Source organism: Lelliottia amnigena (genome assembly GCF_019047465.1).
In the GTDB taxonomy this organism is placed as follows: domain Bacteria; phylum Pseudomonadota; class Gammaproteobacteria; order Enterobacterales; family Enterobacteriaceae; genus Enterobacter; species Enterobacter amnigenus.
The window spans coordinates 1,167,204-1,192,479 of record NZ_CP077236.1; the positions used below are offsets into that span (position 1 = coordinate 1,167,204).

Here is a 25,276-nt window from a genome sequence, read left to right on the forward strand (position 1 = left end):
GGTGTCGACGCTTATAGAAATCGCCGGATAGTTAAAAATTTAAAAGCTGAGTACGTTATTCTGTTATGACAAATTGCTTTCGCCTTTCACTGTTTTGCGCAGAGTATTGCTTCGCTAACTCCACTAATACCGAAGCGGATTTTTTAATACGATAATTTTTTGACCATACTGCCGCATAGCGTGCGACAGGTAATTTTTCTTCCACAGGGAGCACGATAAATTGATCGGAGCCAAAGGGAGCGATCATGTCACGGGGAATAACGGTGAGATAATCAGCGTTAAGCACCAGGTTATAAATAGTGACAACGGAATCGGTCTGAACGATGTTTTCGATGCTGATGTGGTTATTCTGGAGGGTAGTGAGTAATTCTTTGTAATAGCCCATATCGGTTTGCGGCATCACCCACTGCTCATGCGTGAGCGATGCCAGGGTTGTCGGGCCGGTGCACGTTCGTGATTTGCTGGCCACCAACACAAATTCGGATTCAAACAGTGGCTCTACGTGCAAATCCTGCAGGAGCATTTCATCACTGAGCGTTCCAATAGCAAAATCCAGCCGCCCATCGCGAATCGCTGGCAAAAATGAAGAGAGCTGCGCTTCAAACATCGAGACTCGCGCTTTTGGGAACACTTCCTTGAATTTTTTGAGCATGCTGGAGAGGAAGGTAAAACCGATTAACGACGGATAACCGAACGACACGTCGATGACGGTGCTGAAGCTCAGGCTGTTCATCTCGCTGACCATGTTCTTCATTTCGCGGGTGATGGATTCTGAGTAAGCCAGTAGCGTTTGCCCGGCGCTGGTGAGCTTCACGCCCGTGTTTTTGCGCACAATCAGTTCGACGCCAAAGTAAGATTCGACATCGTTGATAATTTTGCTGACTGCTGGCTGCGTAAGGCCGAGTTGACGGGCGGCAGAACCAATGGATCCACTTTTAATGACTTCCTGAAATACAACGAGGTGTTGCGTTTTCGGTAGAATAATAGTGTTCATTATATTCTGCTCTTATTTCCGTATCCCGATGCATAATTGTACCCATTAATGATGAATGAGGGATGTGCTGTTACTCACAAATTACTTTTCAACCGAGTTCACTCACCCCAAAAAACCAATTTAAAATCATAATTATCAACAAGTTATAATTACATCAATCGTTGTATTGCCTGATATTGATCAACTAAATTGCCAGAGATAATTTTATTTTATGGGGATAACCAAGGTGTAGTTATGGAAATTATCAACCAGGAATAAAGGCTATATTTCAGACAATTAAAGTTTAATAATTAATCGTTAATCCGATTAAACAATTTTATGGTTTATCAAATAAAATTATAAAATTAGGTTTTGATAAGTGGAAAGAGTAGAACGCGTCACACATTCACATGCTAAATGTATTGAATATGCAATTATCATTAATGAATAAGAAAAAAATCAGACACAGAAAATACACAAAATTAACATCAATCCAACACCAAAAAATTGCCATTTTGCAGTGTGTAATTTTGTGATTGAGATCGTTAACTTGTTCGATGGAGCAGGATTTAAATGAAAAGCAGTGAAATGTGCTTACTGTCGCAAATATGAGAATTCTTCTTGATGACTAACGAGTACCTTCTTACCCCCAGAAGCCCAAAACCACCCAAGCGGAGTTTTATAAAACGCTGAAACTGGTCGATAACCCGCTTTCTTTTGGGTAAAAGGTCATGGACAGTCATTCCTCTGCTGCCCCGATGACTCAAAAGCAAAAACCCCGCCGAAGCGGGGTTTTATAAGAGTTGAAGCTGACCGAAAAGCCGCTTTCTTTCATAAAGAGCGTCGTGGACAGTCATTCATCTGGTTGACTAGCTCATAGCAAAACGCCCTGCTCAGTTTGCACTGTGCAGGGCGTTTTGTTGAATGGTTGAAGCTGACCGATAAGCCGGGTTCTGTCGTGGACAGTCATTCATCTAGGCCAGCAATCGCTCACTGGCTCAAGCAGCCTACCCGGGTTCAGTACGGGCCGTACCTTGTGAACCCCTATTTGGCCTTGCTCCGGGTGGAGTTTACCGTGCCACGGACTGTTACCAGCCGCGCGGTGCGCTCTTACCGCACCCTTTCACCCTTACCTGATCCCGCTTGCGCGGGCCATCGGCGGTTTGCTCTCTGTTGCACTGGTCGTAGGTTCCCCCCCCAGGCGTTACCTGGCACCCTGCCCTATGGAGCCCGGACTTTCCTCCCCTCCGCCCGTCTCCCCCCGAAAGGGGACGACGACGAAGCGGCGACTGTCTGGTCAGCTTCGGCGCGAAGTATAGAGGGTTTGCGCGCCGCTGTCACCCTTGCGTGCGCATCCCCACCTGCAAAGTAGCGGCAATATTACGCGAAGACCGATAAATATTGTCATAGGCCCCACGGAATGCCTCTTCCAGCGAGCCAATACTGTTCAGCACGCTAAATACGGCATCGATACCATATTGATGCACAACACCAACATCAGGGGTCAAACTGCCCGCAATACCGATAACGGGTTTATGGTATTTTTTGGCGACATTCGCCACCCCCACAGGCACTTTTCCGTGGATACTCTGGCTGTCGAGGCGGCCCTCGCCGGTCAACACCAGGGTGCAATCGTGGATATGTTCTTCCAGGTTCAATGCCTGGGTGACAATCTCAATCCCGCTGCGCAATTCTGCACCCAGGAACGCCATCAGAGCCGCGCCCATACCGCCTGCGGCACCCGAACCGGGCACGTTTTTAACGTCGATATGCAGAGACTGCTTAATGACGTCCGCGAAATGGCTAAGATTTTTATCCAGCTCAACAATTTTCGCTTCGTCGGCCCCTTTTTGCGGGCCAAAAATACGCGAGGCCCCGTGTTCACCCACCAGCGTATTGGTCACATCGCAGGCCACGCGGATAGTGCAATCTTTCAGACGCGGATCCAGTCCGGACACATCGATGCTGTTGAGCGCCATCAGACTGCCGCCGCCAAAGGCAATCGCTTTGCCGTTCGCGTCACACAGTTTGGCCCCCAGCGCCTGCATCATGCCGGCCCCACCATCGTTCGTGGCGCTGCCGCCAATACCGATAATGATATTTCGTGCGCCTTTATCCAGCGCATCCAGAATCAGCTCGCCCGTTCCACGCGATGTGGTGATCAGCGGATTGCGTTGTGCGGCAGGAACAAGCGCCAGACCGCTGGCAGCGGCCATTTCGATAATCGCCGTTGCGCCGTCGCCAGAAATCCCCCAGCAGGCTTTTACTTTTTCGCCCAGTGGCCCTGTGACAACCGCGTGTTGTTCTGTCCCTTGCGTGGCGGCAATCATGGCTTCGACCGTGCCTTCGCCACCGTCGGCGACAGGCACAGAAACATACTGAGCATCAGGAAATATTTCCCGAAATCCTTTTTCTATGGCCTGAGCTACCTCGGCGGCAGACAGGCTTTCTTTATAAGAGTCAGGGGCGATTACGATTTTCATAGTTGTAGCCTGTTACTGCACGCGGCAAAAATACCGGGCGCGTTCCCGCGCCCGTCTTTGTTAGCGAGTGACTTCCACTTTCGCCAGTTTTTCGTAGTAGCAAGCAATGGCGCTATGGTCGGCATTACCCAGGCCATCGGCACGCAGCGCCTGCATCATCTCCATCACCGCAGCGGTGAGCGGCAATTGCGCGCCGACGCCGTGCGAAGTATCCAGGGCGTTCGCCAGATCTTTGATATGCAGGTCGATACGGAAACCCGGCTTGAAATTGCGATCCATCACCATCGGCGCTTTGGCATCCAGCACGGTGCTTCCCGCCAGCCCGCCACGAATCGCCTGATACACCAGATCCGGGTTAACCCCCGCTTTGGTGGCCAGGGTCAGCGCTTCGGACATCGCAGCGATGTTCAACGCCACAATCACCTGGTTTGCCAGCTTGGTAACGTTGCCCGCACCGATATCACCGGTGTGCACAACGGAACCGGCCATGGATTTCAACAGGTCGTAATATTTGTCGAACGTGCCTTTATCGCCGCCTACCATCACGGACAGCGTTCCGTCGATGGCTTTTGGCTCACCGCCGCTGACCGGTGCGTCCAGCATTTCGACGCCCTTCGCTTTTAGCGCATCGCTGATTTCGCGACTCGCCAGTGGCGCAATAGAACTCATGTCGATGAGTACCAGGCCCGGTTTCGCGCCTTCGATCAGGCCGTTCTCACCCAGCGCCACTTCTTTGACGTGGGGGGAGTTTGGCAGCATGGTGATCACGACATCGCACTGCTCAGCAATCGCTTTTGCGGTGGTGGCCGTTTCTGCGCCAGCGGCAATCAACTCAGCAATCACTTCTGGATTACGGTCAGAAACCACCAGCGAGTAACCGGCCTTGATGAGGTTTTTACTCATTGGTTTACCCATGATACCCAGGCCAATAAAACCAACTTTCATTGTCATAATTGCGTCTCTCTTTATCTCAGTGGTGGTTATTTTTTAAAGGAATCGGCGAGCTTCTGCGTGGCAGAGCGGAACACGCCAAGGTCACTGCCGACGGCAACAAATGTTGCGCCCCATTCCAGGTAACGACGGGCGTCCGCTTCAACAGGTGCAAGGATGCCGCTCGGCTTGCCGTGCGCTTTTGCACGTTCAAAAATGTGTTGAATAGCGCGTTGCACTTCCGGGTGGTTGGCATTGCCGAGATGTCCGAACGCCGCTGCCAGGTCGCTTGGGCCAACAAAGATGCCGTCTACGCCGTCAGTTGCCGCGATGGCATCAACGTTATCCACGCCGTGCTGGCTCTCGATCTGCACCAGAATCGTGATGTTCTTGTTGGACTGCGCAAAATAGTCCGGCACGGTGCCAAACATATTGGCGCGATGAGAAACCGATACGCCGCGAATACCTTCAGGCGGATAGCGGGTAGACACCACGGCCTGAACCGCCTCTTCCACACTTTCAACGAACGGGATCAGGAAGTTATAGAAACCGATATCCAGCAAGCGCTTGATGATCACCGGCTCATTCGTCGGCACGCGTACCACCGGCGCGCTGTGGCTGCCCTTGAGCGCCATCAGCTGCGGGATGAAGGTGGTGATATCGTTCGGCGCATGTTCGCCGTCCAGTACCAGCCAGTCAAATCCGGCCAGACCAAGCACTTCGGTGCTGATGGGGCTTGCCAGCGCAGACCAGCAGCCAATCTGAATCTCTTTCGCCGCCAGGGCCGCTTTAAACTTGTTCGGGAAAATATCGTTACTCATCGCTTATACCTTCAATTATTTCTGCAATTCCATACGTTTAATGTCGCCTACTACGAACAGGTAGCAGAACATCGCCATCAACGCAGAGCAGCCAACGAAGACCAGAGCCGCATTGAATGAATGCAGTTCACTTACCAGATAGCCAATCACCAGCGGGGTGACAATCGACGCCACGTTACCGAAGACGTTGAACACGCCACCGCACAGGCCCACAATCTCTTTTGGCGCAGTATCAGAAATCACCGGCCAGCCTAATGCACCAAAACCTTTACCGAAGAACGCCAGGGCCATCAGCGCAATGACCAGGACAGTGTTGTCGGTGTAGTTGCACAGGATAATGGAAGAAGCCAACAGCATTCCGAGCACAATCGGCAACTTACGCGCCAGAGTAATCGACTTACCGCTTTTAATCAGATGATCTGAGAACACGCCGCCCAGCACTCCGCCTGCAAAGCCGCACAGCGCAGGGATAGACGCCACCAGGCCGACTTTCAGAATCGACATGCCTTTTTCCTGCACCAGATAAATCGGGAACCAGGTGAGGAAGAACCAGGTGATGGTGTTGATAAAGTATTGCCCAAAAAATACGCCGAGCATCATGCGGTTGGTCAATAACTGTTTGATGTAATGAAGCTTTGGACCACTCGCCGCTTTATCGCCTGGCTTTTTATGGTCCATATCGACCACCGCGCCACCGTCAGTGATGAACTTCAGCTCTTCAGCAGACATACGTGGGTGATCGGTTGGGTTGTGAACAAACTTGACCCACATTCCGGTCAGCACAAAGCCAATAACGCCCATCACGGTAAAGACGTGTTCCCAGCCCCACGCAAAGGTCAACCAGCCCAGCAGCGGCGAGAACAGCGCCAGCGAGAAATACTGTGCAGAGTTGAAAATGGCGGATGCCGTCCCACGCTCTTTCGTCGGGAACCAGGCCGCAACGATACGGGCGTTAGCGGGGAAAGACGGTGCTTCGGAGAAGCCCAGCATAAAGCGCATGATGAACATCGAGATGCCTGCCCACGCCAGCGGCACGAAATCGACGAAACCTTGTAAGAACGTGAACAAAGACCAGAAGAACAGGCTATAGGTGTAGACTTTCTTCGAGCCAAACTTGTCGAGCAACCAGCCACCAGGGATCTGCATCAGCAGATACGCCCAGCCAAACGCAGAGAAGATATACCCCATCGATACCGCACTTAACTGCAGCTCTTTCGCAACTTCGGTCCCGGCAATAGAAAGTGTCGCGCGGTCAGCGTAGTTAACCGCCGTGACAATAAAAATAATCAGTAATATTAAATGACGGGTATGAATACCCTTTTTTGTTTCTACAGCAGTATCTAGTGACATATTTATTTCCTCGGGCACATCGATGTTGGTTTTTTTATTATTTTGAGAGAAATCTATACTGATTATTATCGATAGCAGGCAATATCAGTTAATTAACCAGATGCAATGAAATCGTGATTAAGTATAAACATCACCCTCGCCCTGCACATTGTTGCATTGCTCAATTATCATAGCCTCCACGCATATTATATTGAGCATATGCACAACCCCTTGGGCGCTAATGCACAGATTTACGCATTCCCCGGCAGACGCCGTCAGTGCGCGACCTGATGGGTGATCTTGATCACATTTTTATCCCGTAAGTCCTGACATTCTTTATTAAAGAAGGCAGCGTCTTTATTTTTTCTAATAAGAAAATAAGCACACTCTTAACGACATTTAATATCTACTTTTCGCTGGAGAATACTGAACAATGGCCGACATCGAAATTCGACAAACGTCGCCGACGGCGTTCTATATAAAAGTACACGACACTGATAATGTGGCGATTATTGTTAACGACAACGGCCTAAAAGCAGGAACGCGTTTTCCCGATGGCCTGGAACTGATTGAGCATATTCCCCAGGGACATAAAGTCGCGCTGGTCGATATTCCTGCGCATGGCGAAATCGTCCGTTATGGCGAAATCATCGGTTACGCAGTACGCGCCGTGCCGCAAGGCAGCTGGATTGATGAATCGCTCGTCGAACTGCCAGAAGCACCACCGCTCAATACCTTACCGCTGGCAACCCGCGTGCCTGAGCCGCTGCCACCGCTGGAAGGGTACACTTTCGAAGGCTATCGCAATGCCGACGGCAGCGTGGGCACCAAAAATCTGCTCGGCATTACCACCAGCGTGCATTGCGTGGCGGGCGTGGTGGATTACGTGGTCAAAATCATCGAACGTGATTTGCTGCCAAAATACCCCAACGTCGACGGCGTGGTGGGCCTCAACCATTTGTATGGCTGCGGCGTGGCGATTAACGCGCCGGCGGCCGTTGTGCCAATCCGAACCATCCACAACATTTCGCTGAATCCAAATTTCGGCGGTGAAGTGATGGTGATTGGTCTGGGCTGCGAAAAGCTCCAGCCAGAACGCCTGTTACAGGGCACTGAAGATGTCAAAGCGATTCCCGTGGACAGCGCAAGCATTGTGCGTTTGCAGGATGAACATCACGTCGGCTTTCGATCGATGGTGGACGACATTCTGCAGGTTGCCACGCGTCATCTGGAAAGGCTCAACAAACGCCAACGCGAAACCTGCCCGGCTTCTGAGCTGGTGGTCGGCACACAGTGTGGCGGCAGCGATGCGTTTTCAGGCGTGACGGCAAACCCGGCCGTCGGCTACGCGTCGGATCTGTTTGTGCGTTGCGGCGCAACGGTGATGTTCTCGGAAGTGACTGAAGTACGTGATGCGATCCACCTGCTGACTCCGCGCGCCATCAACGAAGAGGTGGGCAAACGCCTGCTGGAAGAGATGGCCTGGTACGATAATTATCTCGATTTGGGTCAAACCGACCGCAGCGCGAACCCGTCCCCGGGCAACAAAAAAGGCGGTCTGGCAAACGTGGTGGAAAAAGCGTTGGGTTCGATTGCGAAATCTGGCCAGAGTGCGATTTCAGAAGTGCTCTCGCCAGGGCAACGTCCGACCAAACGCGGTTTGATTTATGCCGCAACGCCCGCCAGCGATTTTGTCTGCGGCACGCAGCAGGTCGCTTCTGGTATTACGGTGCAGGTCTTCACCACGGGTCGCGGTACGCCGTACGGCCTGATGGCGGTTCCCGTTATCAAGATGGCAACCCGCACCGAACTGGCAAACCGTTGGTATGATTTGATGGATATCAACGCGGGCACCATTGCTACCGGCGAAGAGAGCATTGAGGACGTGGGCTGGAAACTGTTCCACTTTATTCTTGATGTGGCGAGCGGCCGCAAAAAAACCTTCTCGGATCAATGGGGCTTGCACAACCAGCTGGCCGTGTTTAACCCGGCTCCGGTGACCTGATTTGCAATAAACCCGATCGCCCTCTTCTCACACAGAGGGCGATTTTAAAACCATTACCCCGCCACGAGAATCACATCAATCCCGTTTTTACGCAGTCCTTCCAGACTGTCCGTCGGGATCCCTTCATCGACAATAATCATATCAATGCGTTGCGTATCAATAATTTTATGCAGACTTGAACGGTTAAACTTGGTCGAATCCGTCACAACAATAATCCGCTCTGCGACTTCACACATCTTTCGGTTAAGCCGCGCTTCGTCTTCATTGTGGGTGCTGACGCCGCGATCGAGATCGATGGCGTCCACGCCCAAAAACAGCAGATCAAAGTGATAGTTTTGCAACGACTGCTCAGCCTGATCGCCATAAAACGACTGTGACTGCCGACGCAAATGACCGCCGGTCATCAGCAGCTCCACCCCTTCCGCTTCAAGCAACGCATTGGCGACGTTCATGCCGTTTGTCATGGCGATCACATCGCTGTGCTGTCGCATCATGCGTGCGATTTCATAGGTGGTGGTACCCGAATCGAGAATCACGCGATGGCCAGGTTTAATCAGGTTCGCCGCCGCCTGGGCAATGCTGCGCTTCATTGCCGTATTGAGCGAACTTTTGTCTTCTACAGAGGGCTCGACGCCAGGCGTATTACCGTCACAGATCAACGCCCCGCCGTAGGCACGAACAGCAATGCCCTGCTTTTCCAGAAAGGCCAGATCGTTACGGATCGTGACCGTAGAGACGCCATAAAGCTGAGAAAGATCGTTAACTTGTACGCTTCCTTGCTGCCGTAACCGCTGGATTATCTGCTCACGCCTTTCGCTCGTGCCCGTCACGCGTTTTTCCGCGGATGAATCGCTGCTGCTCATAAGAGCTCCTTTAAAAAAATCTTTCGTTTCATTTCGATTGAGCTATTAACGCCTTTCTTTTAGTGGAATGCAAGCCCCACTGGCCTCCTCAAAGCGGTGATGACAGGTGCTGAAACCTTTCGTTATGTTTCTTTTGTGAAACAGATCGGAAAACTATTATCTTTCGTTTTATTTTTACGTCACCATGCAGCAGTATAAACAGAAACAAAACGAAAGATGAATACCATAACCATCCAAAGTGGAGAGGAAAGTGAAACATCTTATTGAAATGGTGGAAATGCACAAACAAGGCGCAGCAAACGGGATTTATGCCGTGTGCTCCGCACATCCACTGGTACTTGAAGCCGCAATTCGATTCGCCCACACGCACAACACCGCTTTGCTGATTGAAGCCACATCCAACCAGGTGGATCAGTTTGGTGGTTACACCGGCATGACGCCTGCCGACTTCCGTGGTTTCGTCCACCAGCTTGCGGACGCGCTGAGTTTTCCCCGCTCTATGCTCATTTTGGGCGGCGATCATCTTGGCCCAAATCGCTGGCAACACCTCACCGCTGACGAAGCCATGGCAAATGCGGAAACGCTTATCAGAAGCTACGTGGCAGCAGGCTTTAAGAAGATCCACCTCGATTGCAGCATGTCTTGCGAGGACGATCCGATTCCTCTGACGGATGAGATCGTCGCGACACGCGCCGCACGGCTGGCGAAGATAGCCGAAGAGACCAGCGGCGAATGCTTTGGAAAGTCCGATCTGGTGTACATCATCGGCACCGAAGTCCCCGTGCCCGGCGGTGCTCACGAAACGCTAAGCGAACTGGAAGTCACGACACCGGATGCGGCAAGCGCAACGCTTGCAGCCCATCGCCTTGCTTTCGAGAAGCAAGGGTTAACCGATCTGTGGTCACGGATCATCGGGTTGGTGGTTCAGCCCGGCGTTGAGTTCGACCACACCCACGTGATTGACTATCAACCGCAAAAAGCGGCGGCGCTGAGTGCGATGGTTGAAGAGTATGACACGCTGGTTTTTGAAGCTCACTCCACCGATTACCAGACGCCGCAGGCGCTGCGCCAGTTGGTGAAAGATCATTTTGCGATTCTAAAAGTCGGTCCGGCACTCACTTTTGCCCTGCGTGAGGCTCTTTTCTCGCTGGCGGCGGTTGAAGAAGAATTACTCCCCGCGAAAGCCGGATCTGGCCTGCGCCACGTGCTGGAAAACGTGATGCTCGATCGCCCGGAATACTGGCAAAGCCACTACCACGGCGATGGCAACGCGCGCCGTTTGGCACGCGGCTACAGCTATTCAGATCGCGTTCGGTACTACTGGCCAGACAGTCAGATCGACGACGCGTTCGAGCGGCTGGTACGAAACCTGGCCGACGACCCCATTCCGCTACCGCTTGTGAGCCAGTACTTACCGCTGCAATACCGCAAAGTTCGCGAGGGCGCTCTCAAGGCTACGCCGCGAGAACTCATCATTGACCACATTCAGGACATACTGCGTCAATATCACGACGCCTGCCAGCGTGTCACGCCGCATAACGTATAACAACAACAGGAAAACACTATGCCAAACATTGTCTTATGTCGTATTGACGAACGTTTGATTCACGGCCAGGTGGGCGTGCAGTGGGTCGGGTTTGCGGGCGCAAATTTGGTTCTGGTCGCCAACGATGACGTGGCTGAGGATTCTGTCCAGCAAAACCTGATGGAAATGGTGTTGGCCGAGGGTATCGACGTTCGCTTCTGGTCACTGCAAAAGGTCATCGACAATATTCACCGCGCCGCCGATCGGCAGAGAATTCTGCTGGTCTGTAAGTCCCCTGCCGACTTCCTGGCGCTTGCAGAAGGCGGTGTGCCTATCACACGAATTAACGTTGGAAATATGCATTACGCGAATGGCAAACAGCAAATTGCCAAAACGGTCTCTGTAGACGCCAACGATACGGCGGCGTTTAACGGTCTGAAAGCCGCTGGGGTGGAGTGCTTCGTTCAGGGCGTCCCGACAGAACCCGCTTTGGATCTCTTTAAACTTCTCTGAGGGATTCACCATGGAAATCAGTTTATTGCAGGCGTTTGCGTTGGGCATTCTCGCCTTTATCGCGGGCCTGGATATGTTTAACGGCTTAACGCATATGCACCGTCCGGTAGTGCTGGGGCCGCTGGTGGGCTTGATTCTGGGCGATCTGCATACCGGGATCTTAACCGGCGGCACGCTGGAACTGGTCTGGATGGGCCTGGCTCCGCTGGCGGGCGCGCAGCCGCCAAATGTGATTATTGGCACTATTGTCGGGACGACGTTCGCGATTACCACAGGCGTGAAGCCGGAGGTCGCCGTCGGTGTGGCCGTGCCGTTCGCCGTTGCAGTGCAAATGGGGATTACGTTTCTGTTCTCCGTGATGTCAGGCGTCATGGCACGTTGCGACAGAATGGCGTCGAATGCGGATACCGCAGGCATTGAGCGGGTGAATTATCTGGCTTTGCTGGCACTCGGGATTTTCTATTTTCTTTGCGCTTTCCTGCCCATTTACTTCGGCGCGGAACATGCGAAGACGGCCATTGATGTGCTGCCCGCACGTTTAATTGACGGGCTTGGCGTTGCAGGCGGGATCATGCCAGCCATCGGCTTTGCCATATTGCTGAAAATCATGATGAAAAACGTCTACATCCCCTATTTCATTCTCGGTTTTGTGGCAGCCGCCTGGCTTAAATTGCCGGTACTGGCCATTGCCGCTGCAGCGCTCGCAATGGCGCTGATCGATTTTGTCCGCAAATCCCCGGAGCCCGCTCCGGGCGCGCAGAAAGAGGAATTCGAAGATGGCATCTAATCACACCACCCTGCCGACCGTTTCAGAGATCGACGAGTCGCTGCTTTCCGGCGCGAACGAAAATATTTACGAAGATCAGAAAATCGGCGCGGAGTTGACCAAAAAAGATATCAACCGCGTGGCCTGGCGTTCGATGCTGTTGCAGGCGTCGTTCAACTACGAACGTATGCAGGCATCGGGCTGGTTATATGGTTTGTTGCCGGCGCTGAAAAAAATCCATACCAACAAGCGCGATCTTGCCCGCGCGATGAAAGGCCATATGGGATTCTTCAACACGCACCCGTTTCTGGTCACCTTTGTTATCGGCATTATTCTGGCGATGGAGCGATCCAAACAGGACGTAAACAGTATTCAGAGCACTAAGATTGCCGTGGGCGCTCCGCTCGGTGGGATTGGTGACGCGATGTTCTGGCTGACGTTACTGCCCATCTGCGGCGGCATCGGAGCCAGCCTCGCGCTACAAGGTTCGATTCTGGGGGCAGTCGTATTTATTGTGATGTTCAACGTGGTACATCTGGGACTGCGTTTTGGCCTGGCGCACTATGCTTATCGGATGGGCGTCGCCGCGATCCCATTGATTAAGGCCAACACCAAAAAAGTCGGCCATGCAGCGTCCATTGTGGGGATGACGGTCATCGGCGCGCTGGTGGCGACCTATGTGCGCCTGAACACCACGCTGGAAATTACGGCTGGTGACGCGGTGGTGAAACTGCAAACGGATGTTATCGACAAGCTGATGCCCGCATTTTTGCCGCTGGTTTACACCCTCACCATGTTCTGGCTGGTGCGTCGTGGCTGGAGTCCGTTACGCCTCATCGGCATCACGGTGGTGTTGGGCGTCGTGGGTAAATTCTGTCACTTCCTGTAAACAAGGGGTTTGAGATGTTAGGCATTATTCTTTGTGGCCACGGCGGATTCGCCAGCGGTCTCGAAAAGGCGATGAAGCAAATCCTCGGTGAGCAAGCGCAATTTATTGCCATCGATTTTCCTGAAACCTCGACCACCGCGCTCCTGACTTCGCAGTTGGAGCAGGCGATAAGCGATTTGGACAGTCAGGAAGATATCGTCTTTCTGACCGATTTACTGGGCGGCACCCCGTTCCGTGTAGCATCAACCATGGCGTTGAAAAAACCCGGTTGGGAAGTGATCACGGGAACCAATATGCAGCTTCTGCTGGAGATGGTGATGGAGCGCGACGGGTTAAGCAGCGAGGCGTTTCGCTTGCAGGCGCTTGAGTGCGGGCATCGCGGGCTGACCAGCCTGGTGGATGAACTGGGGCGCTGTCGCGAAGAAAAGCCCGTTGAAGAAGGCATTTAGCCTCGCGCTCATTGTCCTTTTAGCAAACCCATTATCTTTTATTGCATTCCGGGCAGGCTCTCCCCCTTAGCCCTTTCACTCTGCGATACTTTGGCCTTACGTTAATCGCGTAGGGCCTTTCTTTTACTTTCGATTAATAAGCATTGCTTGGTGGAAAATAGAATAAATCTATAAAAGTTAATGCGTTACTCAAACCGTTCCTTTCCTCGATCACAAATTTCGTTTTATTTCTTTTACTGGCATTGACCTTTCACTTCCCTTTCTATAGATTTTAATTAATCGAACAAGTGAAACGAAACGAAAGACAAAGCACTGATGATCGCGTCTGATGTGGATTTCACATTACTAAGGACTGAGTTATGCCAGACACCCCTACCGCCACCGGCACCTGGACGGAAAAAGAGATCCGTCAGCAACCTGAGTGCTGGAGCCGTTCTCTACACCATATCGACACGATTCGACAGAGCCTCGATCGTTTTCTCTCGCCGTTGCTCAGCAAAAAGGATCTGCGGATCGTCCTGACGGGCGCGGGAACATCGGCATTTATCGGCGATATTATCGCTCCGTGGCTTTCGCGCCACACCGGGAATAATTTTAGTGCCATTCCAACCACCGATCTCGTGACCAACCCGATGGATTATTTGAGTCCAACGCACCCTCTGCTGCTGGTCTCATTCGCCCGTTCCGGCAATAGCCCAGAAAGCGTGGCTGCCGTTGAGCTGGCAAATCAGTTTGTCCCCGAATGCTATCACCTGATGATTACCTGCAACGAAGCCGGGAGTCTTTATCAGAACGCAGTCGACAGCGATAACGCCTTTGCGCTGCTGATGCCGCCCGAGACGCACGATCGCGGATTTGCAATGACCAGCAGCATCACCACCATGATGGCAAGTTGTCTGGCGGTCTTTGCTCCGAAAACGATCAACAGCGCCTCTTTCCGCGACGTGGCAGAGCGCTGCCAAACGATCCTTTCGTCACTGGGCGATTTCAACCAAGGTGTTTTCGGCGCTGACGCCTGGAAAAGGATCGTTTATCTCGGCAGCGGCGGATTGCAGGCCGCAGCGCGAGAATCCGCGCTAAAAGTACTGGAGCTCACGGCGGGAAAAGTGGTCGCATTCTATGACTCACCGACCGGTTTCCGCCACGGTCCTAAATCACTGGTAGATAATGAAACGCTGGTGGTGGTTTTTGTTTCTAGCCATCCCTATACGCGCCAGTACGATCTCGATCTGCTGACCGAATTGCGCCGTGACCAGCAGGCTCTGCGCGTGGTTGCCCTGGTTGCGGATACCGATCCGGTTGTCGAAGCGGGTCCACATATTTTGCTGCCTTCTTCACGCCCATTCCTGGATGTCGAGCTGGCGTTCTGCTTCCTGATGTATGCGCAGGTCTTTGCGCTCACGCAATCTATCAGCGTCGGAAATACCCCAGACACCCCCTCCGCCAGCGGCACGGTAAACCGTGTGGTGCAGGGCGTCGTTATTCACCCCTGGCTGGCTTAACAGGAGCGCATCATGAGTATTATCTCAACGAAATACCTTCTGCAGGATGCGCAAGCCAAAGGCTATGCGGTTCCTGCGTTTAACATTCATAACGCCGAAACGATCCAGGCGATCCTGGAAGTGTGCAGCGAAATGCGATCGCCGGTGATTCTGGCCGGGACGCCTGGCACCTTTAAACATATCGCGCTGGAAGAGATTTACGCGCTGTGCAGCGCGTATTCCCTCAGCTACGACATGCCGCTGGCGCTGCATCTCGATCACCATGAGTCGCTGGACGACATTCGCCGCAAGGTCAATGCGGGCGTGCGCAGCGCAATGATCGACGGCAGCCACTTCCCGTTTGAGCAGAACGTGGCGCTGGTGAAATCCGTCGTGGAATTCTGTCATCTCAATGACTGCAGCGTCGAGGCCGAGCTGGGACGTCTGGGCGGTGTGGAAGACGATATGAGCGTGGACGCCGAAAGCGCATTTTTGACCGATCCGCAGGAAGCAAAACGCTTTGTGAAACTGACGGGAGTGGACAGCCTGGCCGTGGCGATTGGTACGGCGCACGGGCTTTACACCCATCGGCCAAAAATTGATTTTCAGCGTCTGGCTGAAATCCGTGACGTCGTGGACATCCCGCTCGTACTGCACGGCGCAAGCGATGTTCCGGATGAATTTGTGCGCCGCACGATCGCGCTGGGGGTCTGCAAAGTGAACGTGGCGACGGAACTTAAAATCGCGTTTTCCGCTGCCGTCAAAGAGTGGTTCAACGAAAATCCGCAGGGAAACGATCCACGCTTTTACATGCGTGTCGGTATGGACGCCATGAAAGAGGTGGTAAGAAACAAAATCAACGTTTGCGGCTCGGCCAATAAACTCGTGCTCGACTCCGCCGTCGTTTTATAAAAACTCACGCAATACACAACACACTATGAGCAGGAATGAAGATTATGAGCGCTCCTAATATTTTATTAACCCGGATCGATAACCGCCTGGTGCATGGTCAGGTTGGGGTCACGTGGACCTCAACCCTCGGCGCGAATTTATTGATTGTCGTCGATGACGACGTCGCGAAAGACGAGATCCAGCAAAAGCTGATGGGGATCACCGCGGATACCTACGGTTTTGGTATTCGTTTTTTTTCGATCGAAAAGACGGCCGCGATCATCTCCAAGGCCGCACCGCATCAGAAGATCTTCCTGATTTGCCGTACGCCAGAGATCGTCAGGAAGCTGATTGAAGCCGGCGTGCCGCTGAAAGACGTTAACGTCGGGAATATGCATTTTTCGGAAGGCAAACGGCAGATTAGCAGCAAGGTTTATGTCGATGACCAGGATCTCAACGATCTGCACTTTATCAAGCGCAGCGGTGTGAATCTCTTTATCCAGGATGTCCCGGGGGATGCAAAAGAGAGCGTTCCTGATTAATCGCCCTGTCTCGACATTCAAAAACTAAAGTCGCTATTACGAGGCAATAAAAATGCATGAAATAACATTGATTCAGGGGATTTCCCTGGCCGCGTTAGTGTTTTTCTTAGGGATTGATTTTTGGCTGGAAGCGCTGTTTCTGTTTCGTCCTATTATCGTGTGTACCCTCACCGGGGCGATTTTGGGTGATATCCATATCGGCTTGATCACTGGCGGTTTGACCGAGCTGGCCTTCGCGGGTCTGACGCCAGCGGGAGGCGTGCAGCCACCCAACCCCATCATGGCTGGCGTGATGACCACCGTCATTGCCTGGTCTACCGGTGTCGATGCCAAAACGGCCATCGGGCTGGGGCTGCCGTTTAGCCTGTTAATGCAATACGTCATTCTGTTTTTCTACTCGGCATTTTCCCTGTTTATGTCAAAAGCCGATCAATATGCGAAAGAGACAAACACCGCTGGCTTCGCCCGTCTTAACTGGACAACAACCCTGATTGTGGCCTGCACTTACGCGGTGATTACGTTCCTTTGCACCTATCTTGCGCAAGGCGCGATGCAGGCGCTGGTCAAAGCCATGCCGGCCTGGCTGACACACGGGTTTGAAGTCGCGGGTGGCATTCTTCCTGCTGTCGGTTTCGGCTTGCTGTTGCGCGTGATGTTCAAAGCGCAGTACATCCCTTATCTGATCGCCGGTTTCTTGTTTGTCTGTTACATCCAGGTCAGCAACCTGCTGCCGGTCGCTGTGCTAGGCGCGGGATTTGCGGTGTATGAGTTCTTTAACGCTAAAGCCAAAAACGCCGCTCAGCCTCAGGCTTCGGCTGCGAAAAAAGATGAAGAGGATTACAGCAATGGGATCTGAAATCAGTAAAAAAGACATTACGCGCCTGGGGTTCCGTTCTTCGCTTCTGCAGGCCAGCTTTAACTACGAGCGTATGCAGGCGGGCGGCTTTACGTGGGCGATGCTGCCGCTCCTGAAGAAGATCTACAAAGGCGATAAAGAAGGCCTGAGCGCGGCCATGAAGGACCATCTGGAATTTATCAACACGCACCCAAACCTGGTGGGATTCCTGATGGGATTGCTGATCTCGATGGAAGAGAAAGGCGAAAACCGCAGCACTATTAAAGGGCTCAAAGTCGCGCTGTTTGGGCCGATTGCCGGGATTGGTGACGCGATTTTCTGGTTTACGCTGTTACCGATTATGGCCGGGATTTGCTCATCGTTTGCCAGCCAGGGCAATCTGCTGGGACCGATTCTGTTCTTTGCTGTCTATCTCGCCATTTTCTTCCTGCGCGTGGGCTGGACGCATGTCGGCTATACGGTGGGGATAAAAGCGATCGACAAGGTGCGAGAAAATTCGCAGATGATTGCCCGTTCGGCCACCATTCTGGGGATTACGGTAATAGGCGGGCTGATTGCTTCTTACGTTCATATCAACGTCGTCACCACGTTTGCGATTGATGCCACCCACAACGTGGCGCTACAAAAAGACTTCTTCGATAAGGTCTTCCCCAACATTTTGCCGATGGGCTACACCTTGTTGATGTATTACCTTTTACGCGTGAAAAAGGCGCATCCGGTTCTGCTGATTGCAGTGACATTTGTCCTGGCTATCGTCGGTTCTGCGCTGGGGATTCTGTAAATGAATGGCATCGCATTCCAGGAACAGAGTGATTATCGCTCGCTCAGCGAGGCCGCCAGCGAGCAGTTATTAGCCCTTATGCATCGCAAGCCGGATGCTGTTATCTGTCTCGCGACGGGTGCGACACCGGTGCTGACCTATCAGCTGTTGGTTGAAAAAATCACCGCGCAACAGGTTGATATCAGAAGAATTACCTTCGTGAAGCTGGACGAATGGGTGGGGTTATCGCCAGAAGACCCGGCGACGTGCGAGGTGTTCTTGCAGCAGCATATTCTCAAGCCACTCGGCGTGGCGCCTGAAAACTACATTTCGTTCAGGTCTGACAACGCCGATGACAGCGAGTGTGCGCGGATTGTGGAGCAGATTGCCCAGCGAGGCGGGCTGGATCTGTGTGTTCTGGGAATCGGCAAAAATGGTCATTTAGGGCTGAACGAGCCGGATGAACAACTGGAACCCGCCTGTCATATCACCCATCTTGATGAGCGCACCCGGCTCCACGAGATGCTGAAGCAGGCTAACATCCCGGTCGAGAAGGGAATAACCTTAGGCTTGCGCGATATTCTGGCGGCGAGAGAAGTGTTGCTACTGGTTTCTGGCGAAGGGAAACAGCGGGCATTCGCTAAGTTTATGGAAGGGAAAGTGACAACCCAAATTCCAGCGTCATTCCTGTGGTTGCATCCGAAAACAACCTGTCTTTACTGCGATAGGTGAATAGTCAGCCGGGCAACGCGACGTTTGCCCGGCTCGTCGTTACGATTCGGACTGCTGATCCAACGCATGCTTATACAGCGCGTTCTTTTTCACGCCGTGGATTTCGGCGGCAAGCGCGGCGGCTTTTTTCAACGGCAGTTCGGTTTGCAGCAACGCCAGCGTACGCAGCGCTTCGGCCGGTAGCGCCTCTTCCTGCGCTTTATGCCCTTCAACGATCAGTACCATTTCGCCTTTGCGGCGATTTTCGTCTTCTTTCACCCAGGCCAGCAGTTCGCCAACCGGCGCGCCGTGGATGTTCTCCCAGGTTTTGGTCAATTCACGGGCCAGCACCACATAGCGTGATTCACCCCACACGGTGACCATGTCTTCTAAACTTTCCAGAAGGCGATGGGTGGATTCATAGAAAATCAGCGTGCGCGGTTCGGCTTCGAGATCTTTCAGCGTGTCGCGACGGCCTTTCGATTTCGCGGGTAAAAATCCTTCATAGCAAAAACGGTCAGAAGGCAAACCTGCGGCGCTCAGGGCAGCAATGGCGGCACAAGGGCCAGGTAACGGCACGACGCGGATACCGGCTTCGCGACAGGTGCGCACCAGGTGATAGCCAGGATCGTTGATCAGCGGCGTACCCGCATCGGATACCAGCGCGATGTTTTGCCCTTCTTTGAGTTTCGCCACCAGCGTTTCGGCTTTTTGTTGCTCATTGTGATCGTGCAGAGCGAACAGACGAGCGCTAATCGCGAAATGTTGCAGCAGTAAACCCGTATGGCGGGTGTCCTCAGCAGCAATTAAATCAACGGCTTGTAATACGGTGAGCGCACGTTGGGTAATATCAGACAAATTCCCGATAGGAGTAGGTACAATATAAAGCTGGCCTTGAGAATTATCTGCCGTTTCGTGTTGTTTCATTGTTTAGTCCGTATTGCCGATTTAATATTGAGCATTGCCTAAAAAAATCACTGGATACAGTATGGTACCCTTAACGTTTCTTCGAACAAAAGCTTCGCGCAGCCTTCCTATTATGCTGGCAGCCCTGATTTTCGCAGGCTGTGGCACTCAGGCGCCCGATCAGACTGCGGCCCATATGCAGGGTTCCGCGCAGGCTGATTCCGGCTTTTATCTGCAACAAATGTCGCAGAGCTCAAATGATACCAAGACCAACTGGCAATTACTTGCCATTCGTGCACTGCTGAAGGAAGGTAAAACGCAGCAGGCACTCGATCTGTATAACCAGTTGCCGCAGGAATTGAACGATACACAACGCGGTGAGCAGTCGCTGCTGGCCGCAGAGCTGAAAATTGCGCAGAAAGATTATCCGGCGGCGAAAAAACAGCTGGCGGATATCGACGTGAAAGCGCTGGAGAACAACCAGCAGGCCCGCTACTGGCAGGCCGTTATCGCTGCCGAGCAGGGTCGCCCTTCCCTGGCACTCCTGCGCGCGCTCATTGCGCAAGAGCCGCTGCTGAGCGGCGCCGATAAGCAGAAAAATATCGACGCCACCTGGCAAGCGCTCTCTTCAATGACGCCGGAACAGGCTCAGGCACTGGTGATCAATGCCGACGAAAATGTTTTGCAAGGCTGGCTGGATCTGCAGCAGATGTGGTTCAACAACCGCAGCGATCCAAAAATGCTGAAAGCGGGCATTACCGACTGGCAGACGCGTTACCCGCAAAATCCGGGTGCAAAAATGCTGCCGACGCAGTTGGTCAACGTGCAGAACTTCCAGCCTGCCTCCGTCAGCAAAATCGCTCTTTTGCTGCCATTGAACGGTCAGGCGGCGGTATTTGGTCGCACCATTCAGCAGGGCTTTGAAGCTGCGAAAAATGGCACCGCTGCGGTGACGGGGAACGCCGTTCCTGCACAGGCAGCGCAGGCCGCGAATGTGAATGATGTCATTAGCCCATCAGCGGTGGAAACCAGCGATTTGACCTCTGCACAAGCGCCTGCTCAAGGCACAATGCAAAATCCAGTGACTGCCCCGACAACGCCGCCAACGACCACCCAGGCCCCTGCTGAAACCGCAGCCCCAGCCGAAGCACAAGCGCCCGTTGAGACTCAGGCGGCTCCTGCCACCGACGCAGCAACGACACAACCACAGGCCACATCGGCCGATCAGCAGCCTGCCGCACAGCCGCAAGCCGTTGCTGCAACGACCGCCAATCCGGGTGCAGAACTGAAAATCTATGACACCAGTTCTCAGCCACTCGATCAGGTGCTGGCGCAAGTTCAGCAGGACGGTGCCAGTATCGTGGTCGGCCCCTTGCTAAAGAACAACGTCGAAGAGTTGATGAAGAGCAACACTTCGCTGAACGTGCTGGCGCTTAACCAGCCTGAGCAAGTTCAGAATCGCGCGAATATCTGTTACTTCGCTCTGTCTCCGGAAGATGAAGCCCGCGATGCGGCGCGTCATATTCATGAACAAGGAAAACAGGCCCCACTGCTGCTGACCCCGCGCAGCGCGCTGGGTGACCGCGTCGCCACGGCGTTTGCTCATGAATGGCAACAGCTCGGCGGCAATATCGTTCTGCAGCAGAAATTTGGCTCAACCTCAGAGCTGAGAGCGGGCGTAAATGGCGGGTCAGGTATTGCGCTGACCGGCAGCCCGGTTTCGGCCAGTCTGCCGCAGCAGCAAGGCGTGACCATCGGTGGGCTCACGATTCCGGCTCCGCCAACGGATGCGCAAATCAGCGGCGGCGGTAAGGTCGATGCGGCTTACATCGTCGCGACGCCAGAAGAAATTGCCTTTATCAAACCGATGATTGCTATGCGCAACGGCAGCCAAAGCGGCGTAACATTGTATGCGAGCTCGCGCAGCGCGCAGGGCACGGCTGGCCCAGATTTCCGTCTGGAAATGGATGGCCTGCAATACAGCGAAATCCCAATGCTTGCGGGCAGCAACCCGGCGCTGATGCAGCAGGCGCTGAGCAGCGTGCGTAACGACTATTCACTCGCGCGTTTGTACGCGATGGGTGTTGATGCGTGGGCGCTGGCGAACCACTTTACCCAGATGCGTCAGGTGCCGGGTTTTGAGCTTAACGGTAACACCGGCGATCTGACCGCAACCCAGGATTGTGTGATTAACAGGAAGTTATCATGGCTCAAATACCAGCAGGGGCAGATCGTCCCGGCGAGTTAAGCCGCAAACAGACGGGCGACGCGTGGGAGCTAAAGGCGCGTCACTGGCTGGAAGGCAAAGGACTGCGTTTTATCGCCGCTAACGTTCACGGACGTGGCGGCGAAATTGATCTGATAATGAAAGACGGTCAGGTTATCGTGTTTATTGAGGTACGTTTCCGACAGTCGTCCCGATTTGGTGGCGCTGCCGCCAGCGTGACGCTCGCCAAACAACATAAATTATTACAGACTGCCCACTTGTGGCTTGCCCGCCATAATGGGAGTTTTGATACTGTGGATTGCCGGTTCGATGTGGTAGCCTTCACCGGAAACGACATTGAGTGGCTTAAAAACGCTTTTGGCGAAGACGCATAATTAAGATTTAAAGGGATAACGTGCTCGAAAGAATTAAGGTTTGCTTCACAGAAAGCATTCAAACTCAAATTGCAGCGGCGGAAGCTCTCCCGGATGCTATTTCACGCGCAGCGATGACGCTGGTGCAGTCCCTGCTCAATGGCAACAAAATCCTCTGTTGTGGCAACGGTACCTCCGCCGCCAACGCACAGCATTTTGCTGCCAGCATGATCAATCGTTTTGAAACAGAACGCCCAAGTTTACCTGCCATTGCACTTAATACCGATAATGTGGTCTTAACCGCGATTGCCAACGATCGTCTTCATGACGAAATCTACGCAAAACAGGTTCGCGCCTTAGGCCACGCCGGGGATGTTCTGCTGGCGATTTCTACGCGCGGAAATAGCCGTGATATCGTAAAAGCCGTTGAAGCGGCCGTGACGCGTGATATGACGATTGTCGCGCTAACGGGCTATGACGGTGGCGAACTGGCAGGTCTTTTAGGACCGCAGGATGTGGAAATTCGCATTCCATCTCATCGCAGTGCGCGTATTCAGGAAATGCACATGCTGACGGTGAACTGTCTTTGCGATTTGATTGATAACACGCTTTTCCCTCACCAGGATGATTAAGGAGTACTAATGAAGGCATTAACGCCCCTCGCAGTCCTTATTTCTGCGCTGCTGCTTCAAGGATGTATCGCTGCGGCTGTGGTAGGTACAGCGGCTGTCGGCACCAAAGCAGCAACCGATCCGCGCTCTGTGGGGACTCAAGTCGACGACGGTACCCTGGAATTGCGCGTTAACAGCGCCCTGTCGAAAGACGAACAAATTAAGAAAGAAGCCCGCATTAACGTGACCGCTTATCAGGGCAAAGTGCTGCTGGCAGGCCAGGCACCCAATCTGGAGCTTGCGGCTCGCGCGAAGCAAATCGCCATGGGTGTAGAAGGCACCACGGAAGTGTTCAACGAAGTTCGCCAGGGTCAGCCTATTGGTCTGGGAACGGCATCGTCTGATACCTGGATCACCACCAAAGTGCGCTCGCAGCTGCTGGGTAGCGATCAGGTGAAATCCTCTAACGTGAAAGTCACCACCGAGAATGGCGAAGTGTTCCTGCTCGGCCTGGTCACCGATCGTGAAGGCAAAGCCGCGGCCGATATCGCCAGCCGCGTGAGCGGCGTGAAGCACGTAACGACCGCGTTTACCTATATTAAATAAGCGCGTTTAATGGATAAGAAAAACCCGGCGGATGCCGGGTTTTTTGTTTTATAGCAGCGCAATACTGCCCGTTATCACGCCACTTAACGCGACCAGTAAACCCGTCAGCCAAAGCGCTTTCGCCGGGAATGACTTACGCAGCATGATAAGCGACGGAAGGCTCACGGCGGGCAGCGTGATTAAGAGTGCCAGCGCGGGAGCGGTACCCATACCGGCGAGCATCATCGTCTGCACAATCGGAATCTCAGCCGCAGTCGGAATCACAAACAAGCATCCGGCTACCGCCATCGCAATCACCCACAGCAATGTGTTATCGATCGCGCCGTCTGCGTGAGGGAACAACCAGACGCGCGCCGCGCCTAACACGAGTACCGCCAGGATATACACCGGGATGGTGCTCCAGAAAAGCTGCCATAACGCTTTCCCCCAGCGGGCAAAGAATCCGCCCTGCGGCTCCGAAGATTCAATATCCACCGATACGGGCTGAACGGTATTATCTTTGACCAGATACTGAACTAAAGAGGCCACAATCAGCACGGTTAGTAGCCCGGCAACCAAACGGATCAACGCAAAGTGCCAGCCGAGCACAAAGCCCATAAAGACCAGCGTAGCGGGATTAAGCACCGGGTTTCCCATCCAGAATGCCAGCGCGCCGCCCATCGATACCTGCTGACGCCGCATGCCAGCCGTAACGGGCGCAGCACAGCAGGAGCACATCATGCCCGGCAGAGAGAAAATCGTCCCCAGCAATGTGCCCTGAAAACGCGGCTGGCCTAACGTTCGCATCAGCCAGTTGCGCGGAATAAGCACTTGAATGAGCGAGCCCAACAACACCCCCAGCACTGCGGCTTTCCATACGGCGAGGAAATAGACCATCGCGTAATCCCACGCCGCCTGCAACGGGCTGGTGTCCGGCTGGGCGAGAATGGATTTGCCGATGCTGTGCGTGTCGGCGGCGGTGAAGGCTTTACCGTAATACGGCTGCCATTTCACATACCAAAGCCCGACGATAACGACGAGAAAAAAGAGTGCGGGTTTCCACCACTGAAAAGGCGTTGCCGCCTGAGATGAAGACTGACCAGTCATAACCTATCCCGGGGAGAGTAATTAATAAGCCGGGGGAGTTTACGCCTCACTTTTTACAATTTCACGCAGTTTTGCTGAGGGTATGATGTTGACCCCTTCCTGCGAGGGAGAGAACGCCTCGTGCAACATGGCACGCGCAACATCACGCGCCTGAATGGATTTCCAGTTTCCCGGTAAAAGCTGGAACAACGGCGCGAAAATCGATTCATTAACGCGCTGCTTATCGCGGTCCCCGAGCAGCATAGACGGACGCACGATGGTCAACCGTTCCCAGTTTTGCGCGATCAATGCCTCTTCCATTTTCCCTTTCACCTGATTGTAAAAAAAGGGAGAACGGGCATTTGCGCCCATTGAGCTGACCACCAGAAAATGTTTCGCGCCCAGCTTTTTCGCCGTGAGTGCTGTATCAACCACCAGCGTATAGTCGGCGTGAATAAACGCCTCTTTGCTGCCGGCTTCACGACGCGTGGTGCCGAGACAGCAAAACGCGATATCAATCGGATCCTTTACCTGCGCCAGTGCGTCGGTGAGCTGAGGATCGTAGGGGTTAAAGACGCCAGAAATATCGGTCAATGGACGGCGTGTCGGCGCGGCAATGTAATTGACTTTGCGATCCTGTATCAACAGCCGAAGCAAATGGCCACCGACCAGTCCGGTAGTGCCTGTAATCAATACCTGGCTCATTTTATCTCCTTTACAG

25 protein-coding genes and 1 other RNA gene are annotated in these 25,276 nt (G+C 53.2%); 16 read left to right on the plus strand and 10 right to left on the minus strand.

Translation table 11 applies throughout. The features are described from left to right. Window positions 1–55 precede the first annotated feature (55 nt). From tdcA to I6L74_RS05485, 6 genes are all read right to left on the minus strand, one after another. Entirely contained in the window at window positions 56–994 is a 939-nt protein-coding gene (tdcA, locus tag I6L74_RS05460) for a transcriptional regulator TdcA (protein ID WP_059177388.1), read from the minus strand. A 905-nt stretch (window positions 995–1,899) separates the two neighbouring features. Further along, window positions 1,900–2,278: RNase P RNA component class A (rnpB, locus tag I6L74_RS05465), an RNA gene on the minus strand. 32 nt (window positions 2,279–2,310) lie between these two features. Next, window positions 2,311–3,456, minus strand: coding sequence for a glycerate 2-kinase (gene garK / locus I6L74_RS05470; RefSeq protein ID WP_059177387.1), 1,146 nt, complete (start codon window positions 3,454–3,456; stop codon window positions 2,311–2,313). A 60-nt stretch (window positions 3,457–3,516) separates the two neighbouring features. Then, the gene (gene garR / locus I6L74_RS05475; protein WP_059177386.1) at window positions 3,517–4,407 is read right to left on the minus strand and encodes a 2-hydroxy-3-oxopropionate reductase; all 891 of its coding nucleotides are present in this window, start codon (window positions 4,405–4,407) and stop codon (window positions 3,517–3,519) included. A gap of 29 nt (window positions 4,408–4,436) precedes the next feature. Beyond that, window positions 4,437–5,207, minus strand: a complete 771-nt coding sequence (gene garL / locus I6L74_RS05480) for a 2-dehydro-3-deoxyglucarate aldolase (protein ID WP_059177385.1) — start codon at window positions 5,205–5,207, stop codon at window positions 4,437–4,439. A gap of 15 nt (window positions 5,208–5,222) precedes the next feature. Next, window positions 5,223–6,557, minus strand: a complete 1,335-nt coding sequence (locus tag I6L74_RS05485; protein ID WP_059177384.1) for an MFS transporter — start codon at window positions 6,555–6,557, stop codon at window positions 5,223–5,225. A gap of 412 nt (window positions 6,558–6,969) precedes the next feature. Between I6L74_RS05485 and garD the strand changes: the two genes are divergently transcribed. Further along, window positions 6,970–8,541: a galactarate dehydratase gene (gene garD, locus I6L74_RS05490; protein ID WP_059177383.1), complete on the plus strand. Its 1,572-nt coding sequence runs from the start codon at window positions 6,970–6,972 to the stop codon at window positions 8,539–8,541. Between the two features lie 53 nt (window positions 8,542–8,594). Here the strand turns inward: garD and I6L74_RS05495 are convergent, their stop codons facing one another. Further along, window positions 8,595–9,404, minus strand: a complete 810-nt coding sequence (locus I6L74_RS05495; RefSeq protein WP_059177382.1) for a DeoR family transcriptional regulator — start codon at window positions 9,402–9,404, stop codon at window positions 8,595–8,597. 250 nt (window positions 9,405–9,654) lie between these two features. Here I6L74_RS05495 and kbaZ point away from each other — a divergent pair, with 250 nt between their 5' ends. The 11 genes from kbaZ to I6L74_RS05550 all read left to right on the plus strand — a co-directional run bounded on the left by kbaZ (window position 9,655) and on the right by I6L74_RS05550 (window position 18,808). Then, window positions 9,655–10,950, plus strand: coding sequence for a tagatose-bisphosphate aldolase subunit KbaZ (gene kbaZ / locus I6L74_RS05500; protein WP_059177381.1), 1,296 nt, complete (start codon window positions 9,655–9,657; stop codon window positions 10,948–10,950). Between the two features lie 18 nt (window positions 10,951–10,968). After that, window positions 10,969–11,442, plus strand: coding sequence for a PTS N-acetylgalactosamine transporter subunit IIB (gene agaV / locus I6L74_RS05505; protein WP_059177380.1), 474 nt, complete (start codon window positions 10,969–10,971; stop codon window positions 11,440–11,442). A 10-nt stretch (window positions 11,443–11,452) separates the two neighbouring features. Beyond that, complete coding sequence (gene agaW / locus I6L74_RS05510) at window positions 11,453–12,229, plus strand: PTS N-acetylgalactosamine transporter subunit IIC (protein ID WP_059177379.1); 777 nt, start codon at window positions 11,453–11,455, stop codon at window positions 12,227–12,229. Beyond that, a complete protein-coding gene (agaE, locus tag I6L74_RS05515; protein WP_059177378.1) occupies window positions 12,219–13,097 on the plus strand; it encodes a PTS N-acetylgalactosamine transporter subunit IID in 879 nt (292 codons plus the stop codon). The genes agaW and agaE overlap by 11 nt, the downstream gene beginning before the upstream one ends. A gap of 14 nt (window positions 13,098–13,111) precedes the next feature. Further along, complete coding sequence (gene agaF / locus I6L74_RS05520; protein WP_059177377.1) at window positions 13,112–13,546, plus strand: PTS galactosamine/N-acetylgalactosamine transporter subunit IIA; 435 nt, start codon at window positions 13,112–13,114, stop codon at window positions 13,544–13,546. Window positions 13,547–13,905: 359 nt separating this feature from the next. Continuing rightward, complete coding sequence (locus I6L74_RS05525) at window positions 13,906–15,048, plus strand: SIS domain-containing protein (RefSeq protein ID WP_059177376.1); 1,143 nt, start codon at window positions 13,906–13,908, stop codon at window positions 15,046–15,048. Window positions 15,049–15,060: 12 nt separating this feature from the next. Next, window positions 15,061–15,939, plus strand: coding sequence for a tagatose-bisphosphate aldolase subunit KbaY (gene kbaY, locus I6L74_RS05530; RefSeq protein ID WP_059177375.1), 879 nt, complete (start codon window positions 15,061–15,063; stop codon window positions 15,937–15,939). A 44-nt stretch (window positions 15,940–15,983) separates the two neighbouring features. Further along, window positions 15,984–16,460, plus strand: a complete 477-nt coding sequence (gene agaB, locus I6L74_RS05535) for a PTS galactosamine transporter subunit IIB (RefSeq protein WP_059177374.1) — start codon at window positions 15,984–15,986, stop codon at window positions 16,458–16,460. 52 nt (window positions 16,461–16,512) lie between these two features. Next, window positions 16,513–17,316 carry a PTS galactosamine transporter subunit IIC gene (agaC, locus tag I6L74_RS05540; protein WP_059177373.1) on the plus strand — a complete coding sequence of 268 codons (804 nt, stop codon included), beginning with the start codon at window positions 16,513–16,515 and terminating at the stop codon, window positions 17,314–17,316. Then, window positions 17,306–18,097 carry a PTS galactosamine transporter subunit IID gene (agaD, locus tag I6L74_RS05545; protein WP_059177372.1) on the plus strand — a complete coding sequence of 264 codons (792 nt, stop codon included), beginning with the start codon at window positions 17,306–17,308 and terminating at the stop codon, window positions 18,095–18,097. The genes agaC and agaD overlap by 11 nt, the downstream gene beginning before the upstream one ends. After that, window positions 18,098–18,808: a galactosamine-6-phosphate isomerase gene (locus I6L74_RS05550; RefSeq protein ID WP_059177371.1), complete on the plus strand. Its 711-nt coding sequence runs from the start codon at window positions 18,098–18,100 to the stop codon at window positions 18,806–18,808. Between the two features lie 39 nt (window positions 18,809–18,847). On the opposite strand, the gene rsmI is transcribed toward I6L74_RS05550, so the two are convergent. Next, window positions 18,848–19,714, minus strand: coding sequence for a 16S rRNA (cytidine(1402)-2'-O)-methyltransferase (gene rsmI, locus I6L74_RS05555; protein WP_059177370.1), 867 nt, complete (start codon window positions 19,712–19,714; stop codon window positions 18,848–18,850). 61 nt (window positions 19,715–19,775) lie between these two features. On the opposite strand from rsmI, the gene I6L74_RS05560 reads away from it, so the two are divergent. The 4 genes from I6L74_RS05560 to dolP are packed head-to-tail and all read left to right on the plus strand — an operon-like array spanning window position 19,776 to window position 23,490. Next, the gene (locus I6L74_RS05560; protein WP_059177369.1) at window positions 19,776–21,941 is read left to right on the plus strand and encodes a penicillin-binding protein activator; all 2,166 of its coding nucleotides are present in this window, start codon (window positions 19,776–19,778) and stop codon (window positions 21,939–21,941) included. Beyond that, window positions 21,899–22,294, plus strand: a complete 396-nt coding sequence (locus tag I6L74_RS05565; RefSeq protein ID WP_059177368.1) for a YraN family protein — start codon at window positions 21,899–21,901, stop codon at window positions 22,292–22,294. Before I6L74_RS05560 ends, I6L74_RS05565 begins: the two co-directional genes overlap by 43 nt. 20 nt (window positions 22,295–22,314) lie before the next feature. Next, window positions 22,315–22,905, plus strand: a complete 591-nt coding sequence (diaA, locus tag I6L74_RS05570) for a DnaA initiator-associating protein DiaA (protein WP_003861754.1) — start codon at window positions 22,315–22,317, stop codon at window positions 22,903–22,905. 9 nt (window positions 22,906–22,914) lie between these two features. After that, window positions 22,915–23,490, plus strand: coding sequence for a division/outer membrane stress-associated lipid-binding lipoprotein (gene dolP, locus I6L74_RS05575; protein WP_059177367.1), 576 nt, complete (start codon window positions 22,915–22,917; stop codon window positions 23,488–23,490). A gap of 48 nt (window positions 23,491–23,538) precedes the next feature. Here the strand turns inward: dolP and I6L74_RS05580 are convergent, their stop codons facing one another. Both I6L74_RS05580 and I6L74_RS05585 read right to left on the minus strand, forming a co-directional pair. Next, the gene (locus I6L74_RS05580) at window positions 23,539–24,576 is read right to left on the minus strand and encodes a permease (protein WP_059177366.1); all 1,038 of its coding nucleotides are present in this window, start codon (window positions 24,574–24,576) and stop codon (window positions 23,539–23,541) included. Window positions 24,577–24,615: 39 nt separating this feature from the next. Then, window positions 24,616–25,260, minus strand: coding sequence for an NAD(P)H-binding protein (locus I6L74_RS05585; protein ID WP_059177365.1), 645 nt, complete (start codon window positions 25,258–25,260; stop codon window positions 24,616–24,618). Window positions 25,261–25,276 lie beyond the last annotated feature (16 nt).

What these genes read in the sequence shown, in the direction of transcription:
- tdcA (WP_059177388.1), bottom strand. Translation starts at nt 994, where the DNA reads ATGAACACTATTATTCTACCGAAAACGCAACACCTCGTTGTATTTCAG.
- garK (WP_059177387.1), bottom strand. Translation starts at nt 3,456, where the DNA reads ATGAAAATCGTAATCGCCCCTGACTCTTATAAAGAAAGCCTGTCTGCC.
- garR (WP_059177386.1), bottom strand. Translation starts at nt 4,407, where the DNA reads ATGACAATGAAAGTTGGTTTTATTGGCCTGGGTATCATGGGTAAACCA.
- garL (WP_059177385.1), bottom strand. Translation starts at nt 5,207, where the DNA reads ATGAGTAACGATATTTTCCCGAACAAGTTTAAAGCGGCCCTGGCGGCG.
- I6L74_RS05485 (WP_059177384.1), bottom strand. Translation starts at nt 6,557, where the DNA reads ATGTCACTAGATACTGCTGTAGAAACAAAAAAGGGTATTCATACCCGT.
- garD (WP_059177383.1), top strand. Translation starts at nt 6,970, where the DNA reads ATGGCCGACATCGAAATTCGACAAACGTCGCCGACGGCGTTCTATATA.
- I6L74_RS05495 (WP_059177382.1), bottom strand. Translation starts at nt 9,404, where the DNA reads ATGAGCAGCAGCGATTCATCCGCGGAAAAACGCGTGACGGGCACGAGC.
- agaV (WP_059177380.1), top strand. Translation starts at nt 10,969, where the DNA reads ATGCCAAACATTGTCTTATGTCGTATTGACGAACGTTTGATTCACGGC.
- agaW (WP_059177379.1), top strand. Translation starts at nt 11,453, where the DNA reads ATGGAAATCAGTTTATTGCAGGCGTTTGCGTTGGGCATTCTCGCCTTT.
- agaE (WP_059177378.1), top strand. Translation starts at nt 12,219, where the DNA reads ATGGCATCTAATCACACCACCCTGCCGACCGTTTCAGAGATCGACGAG.
- agaF (WP_059177377.1), top strand. Translation starts at nt 13,112, where the DNA reads ATGTTAGGCATTATTCTTTGTGGCCACGGCGGATTCGCCAGCGGTCTC.
- I6L74_RS05525 (WP_059177376.1), top strand. Translation starts at nt 13,906, where the DNA reads ATGCCAGACACCCCTACCGCCACCGGCACCTGGACGGAAAAAGAGATC.
- kbaY (WP_059177375.1), top strand. Translation starts at nt 15,061, where the DNA reads ATGAGTATTATCTCAACGAAATACCTTCTGCAGGATGCGCAAGCCAAA.
- agaB (WP_059177374.1), top strand. Translation starts at nt 15,984, where the DNA reads ATGAGCGCTCCTAATATTTTATTAACCCGGATCGATAACCGCCTGGTG.
- agaC (WP_059177373.1), top strand. Translation starts at nt 16,513, where the DNA reads ATGCATGAAATAACATTGATTCAGGGGATTTCCCTGGCCGCGTTAGTG.
- agaD (WP_059177372.1), top strand. Translation starts at nt 17,306, where the DNA reads ATGGGATCTGAAATCAGTAAAAAAGACATTACGCGCCTGGGGTTCCGT.
- I6L74_RS05550 (WP_059177371.1), top strand. Translation starts at nt 18,098, where the DNA reads ATGAATGGCATCGCATTCCAGGAACAGAGTGATTATCGCTCGCTCAGC.
- rsmI (WP_059177370.1), bottom strand. Translation starts at nt 19,714, where the DNA reads ATGAAACAACACGAAACGGCAGATAATTCTCAAGGCCAGCTTTATATT.
- I6L74_RS05560 (WP_059177369.1), top strand. Translation starts at nt 19,776, where the DNA reads ATGGTACCCTTAACGTTTCTTCGAACAAAAGCTTCGCGCAGCCTTCCT.
- I6L74_RS05565 (WP_059177368.1), top strand. Translation starts at nt 21,899, where the DNA reads ATGGCTCAAATACCAGCAGGGGCAGATCGTCCCGGCGAGTTAAGCCGC.
- dolP (WP_059177367.1), top strand. Translation starts at nt 22,915, where the DNA reads ATGAAGGCATTAACGCCCCTCGCAGTCCTTATTTCTGCGCTGCTGCTT.
- I6L74_RS05580 (WP_059177366.1), bottom strand. Translation starts at nt 24,576, where the DNA reads ATGACTGGTCAGTCTTCATCTCAGGCGGCAACGCCTTTTCAGTGGTGG.
- I6L74_RS05585 (WP_059177365.1), bottom strand. Translation starts at nt 25,260, where the DNA reads ATGAGCCAGGTATTGATTACAGGCACTACCGGACTGGTCGGTGGCCAT.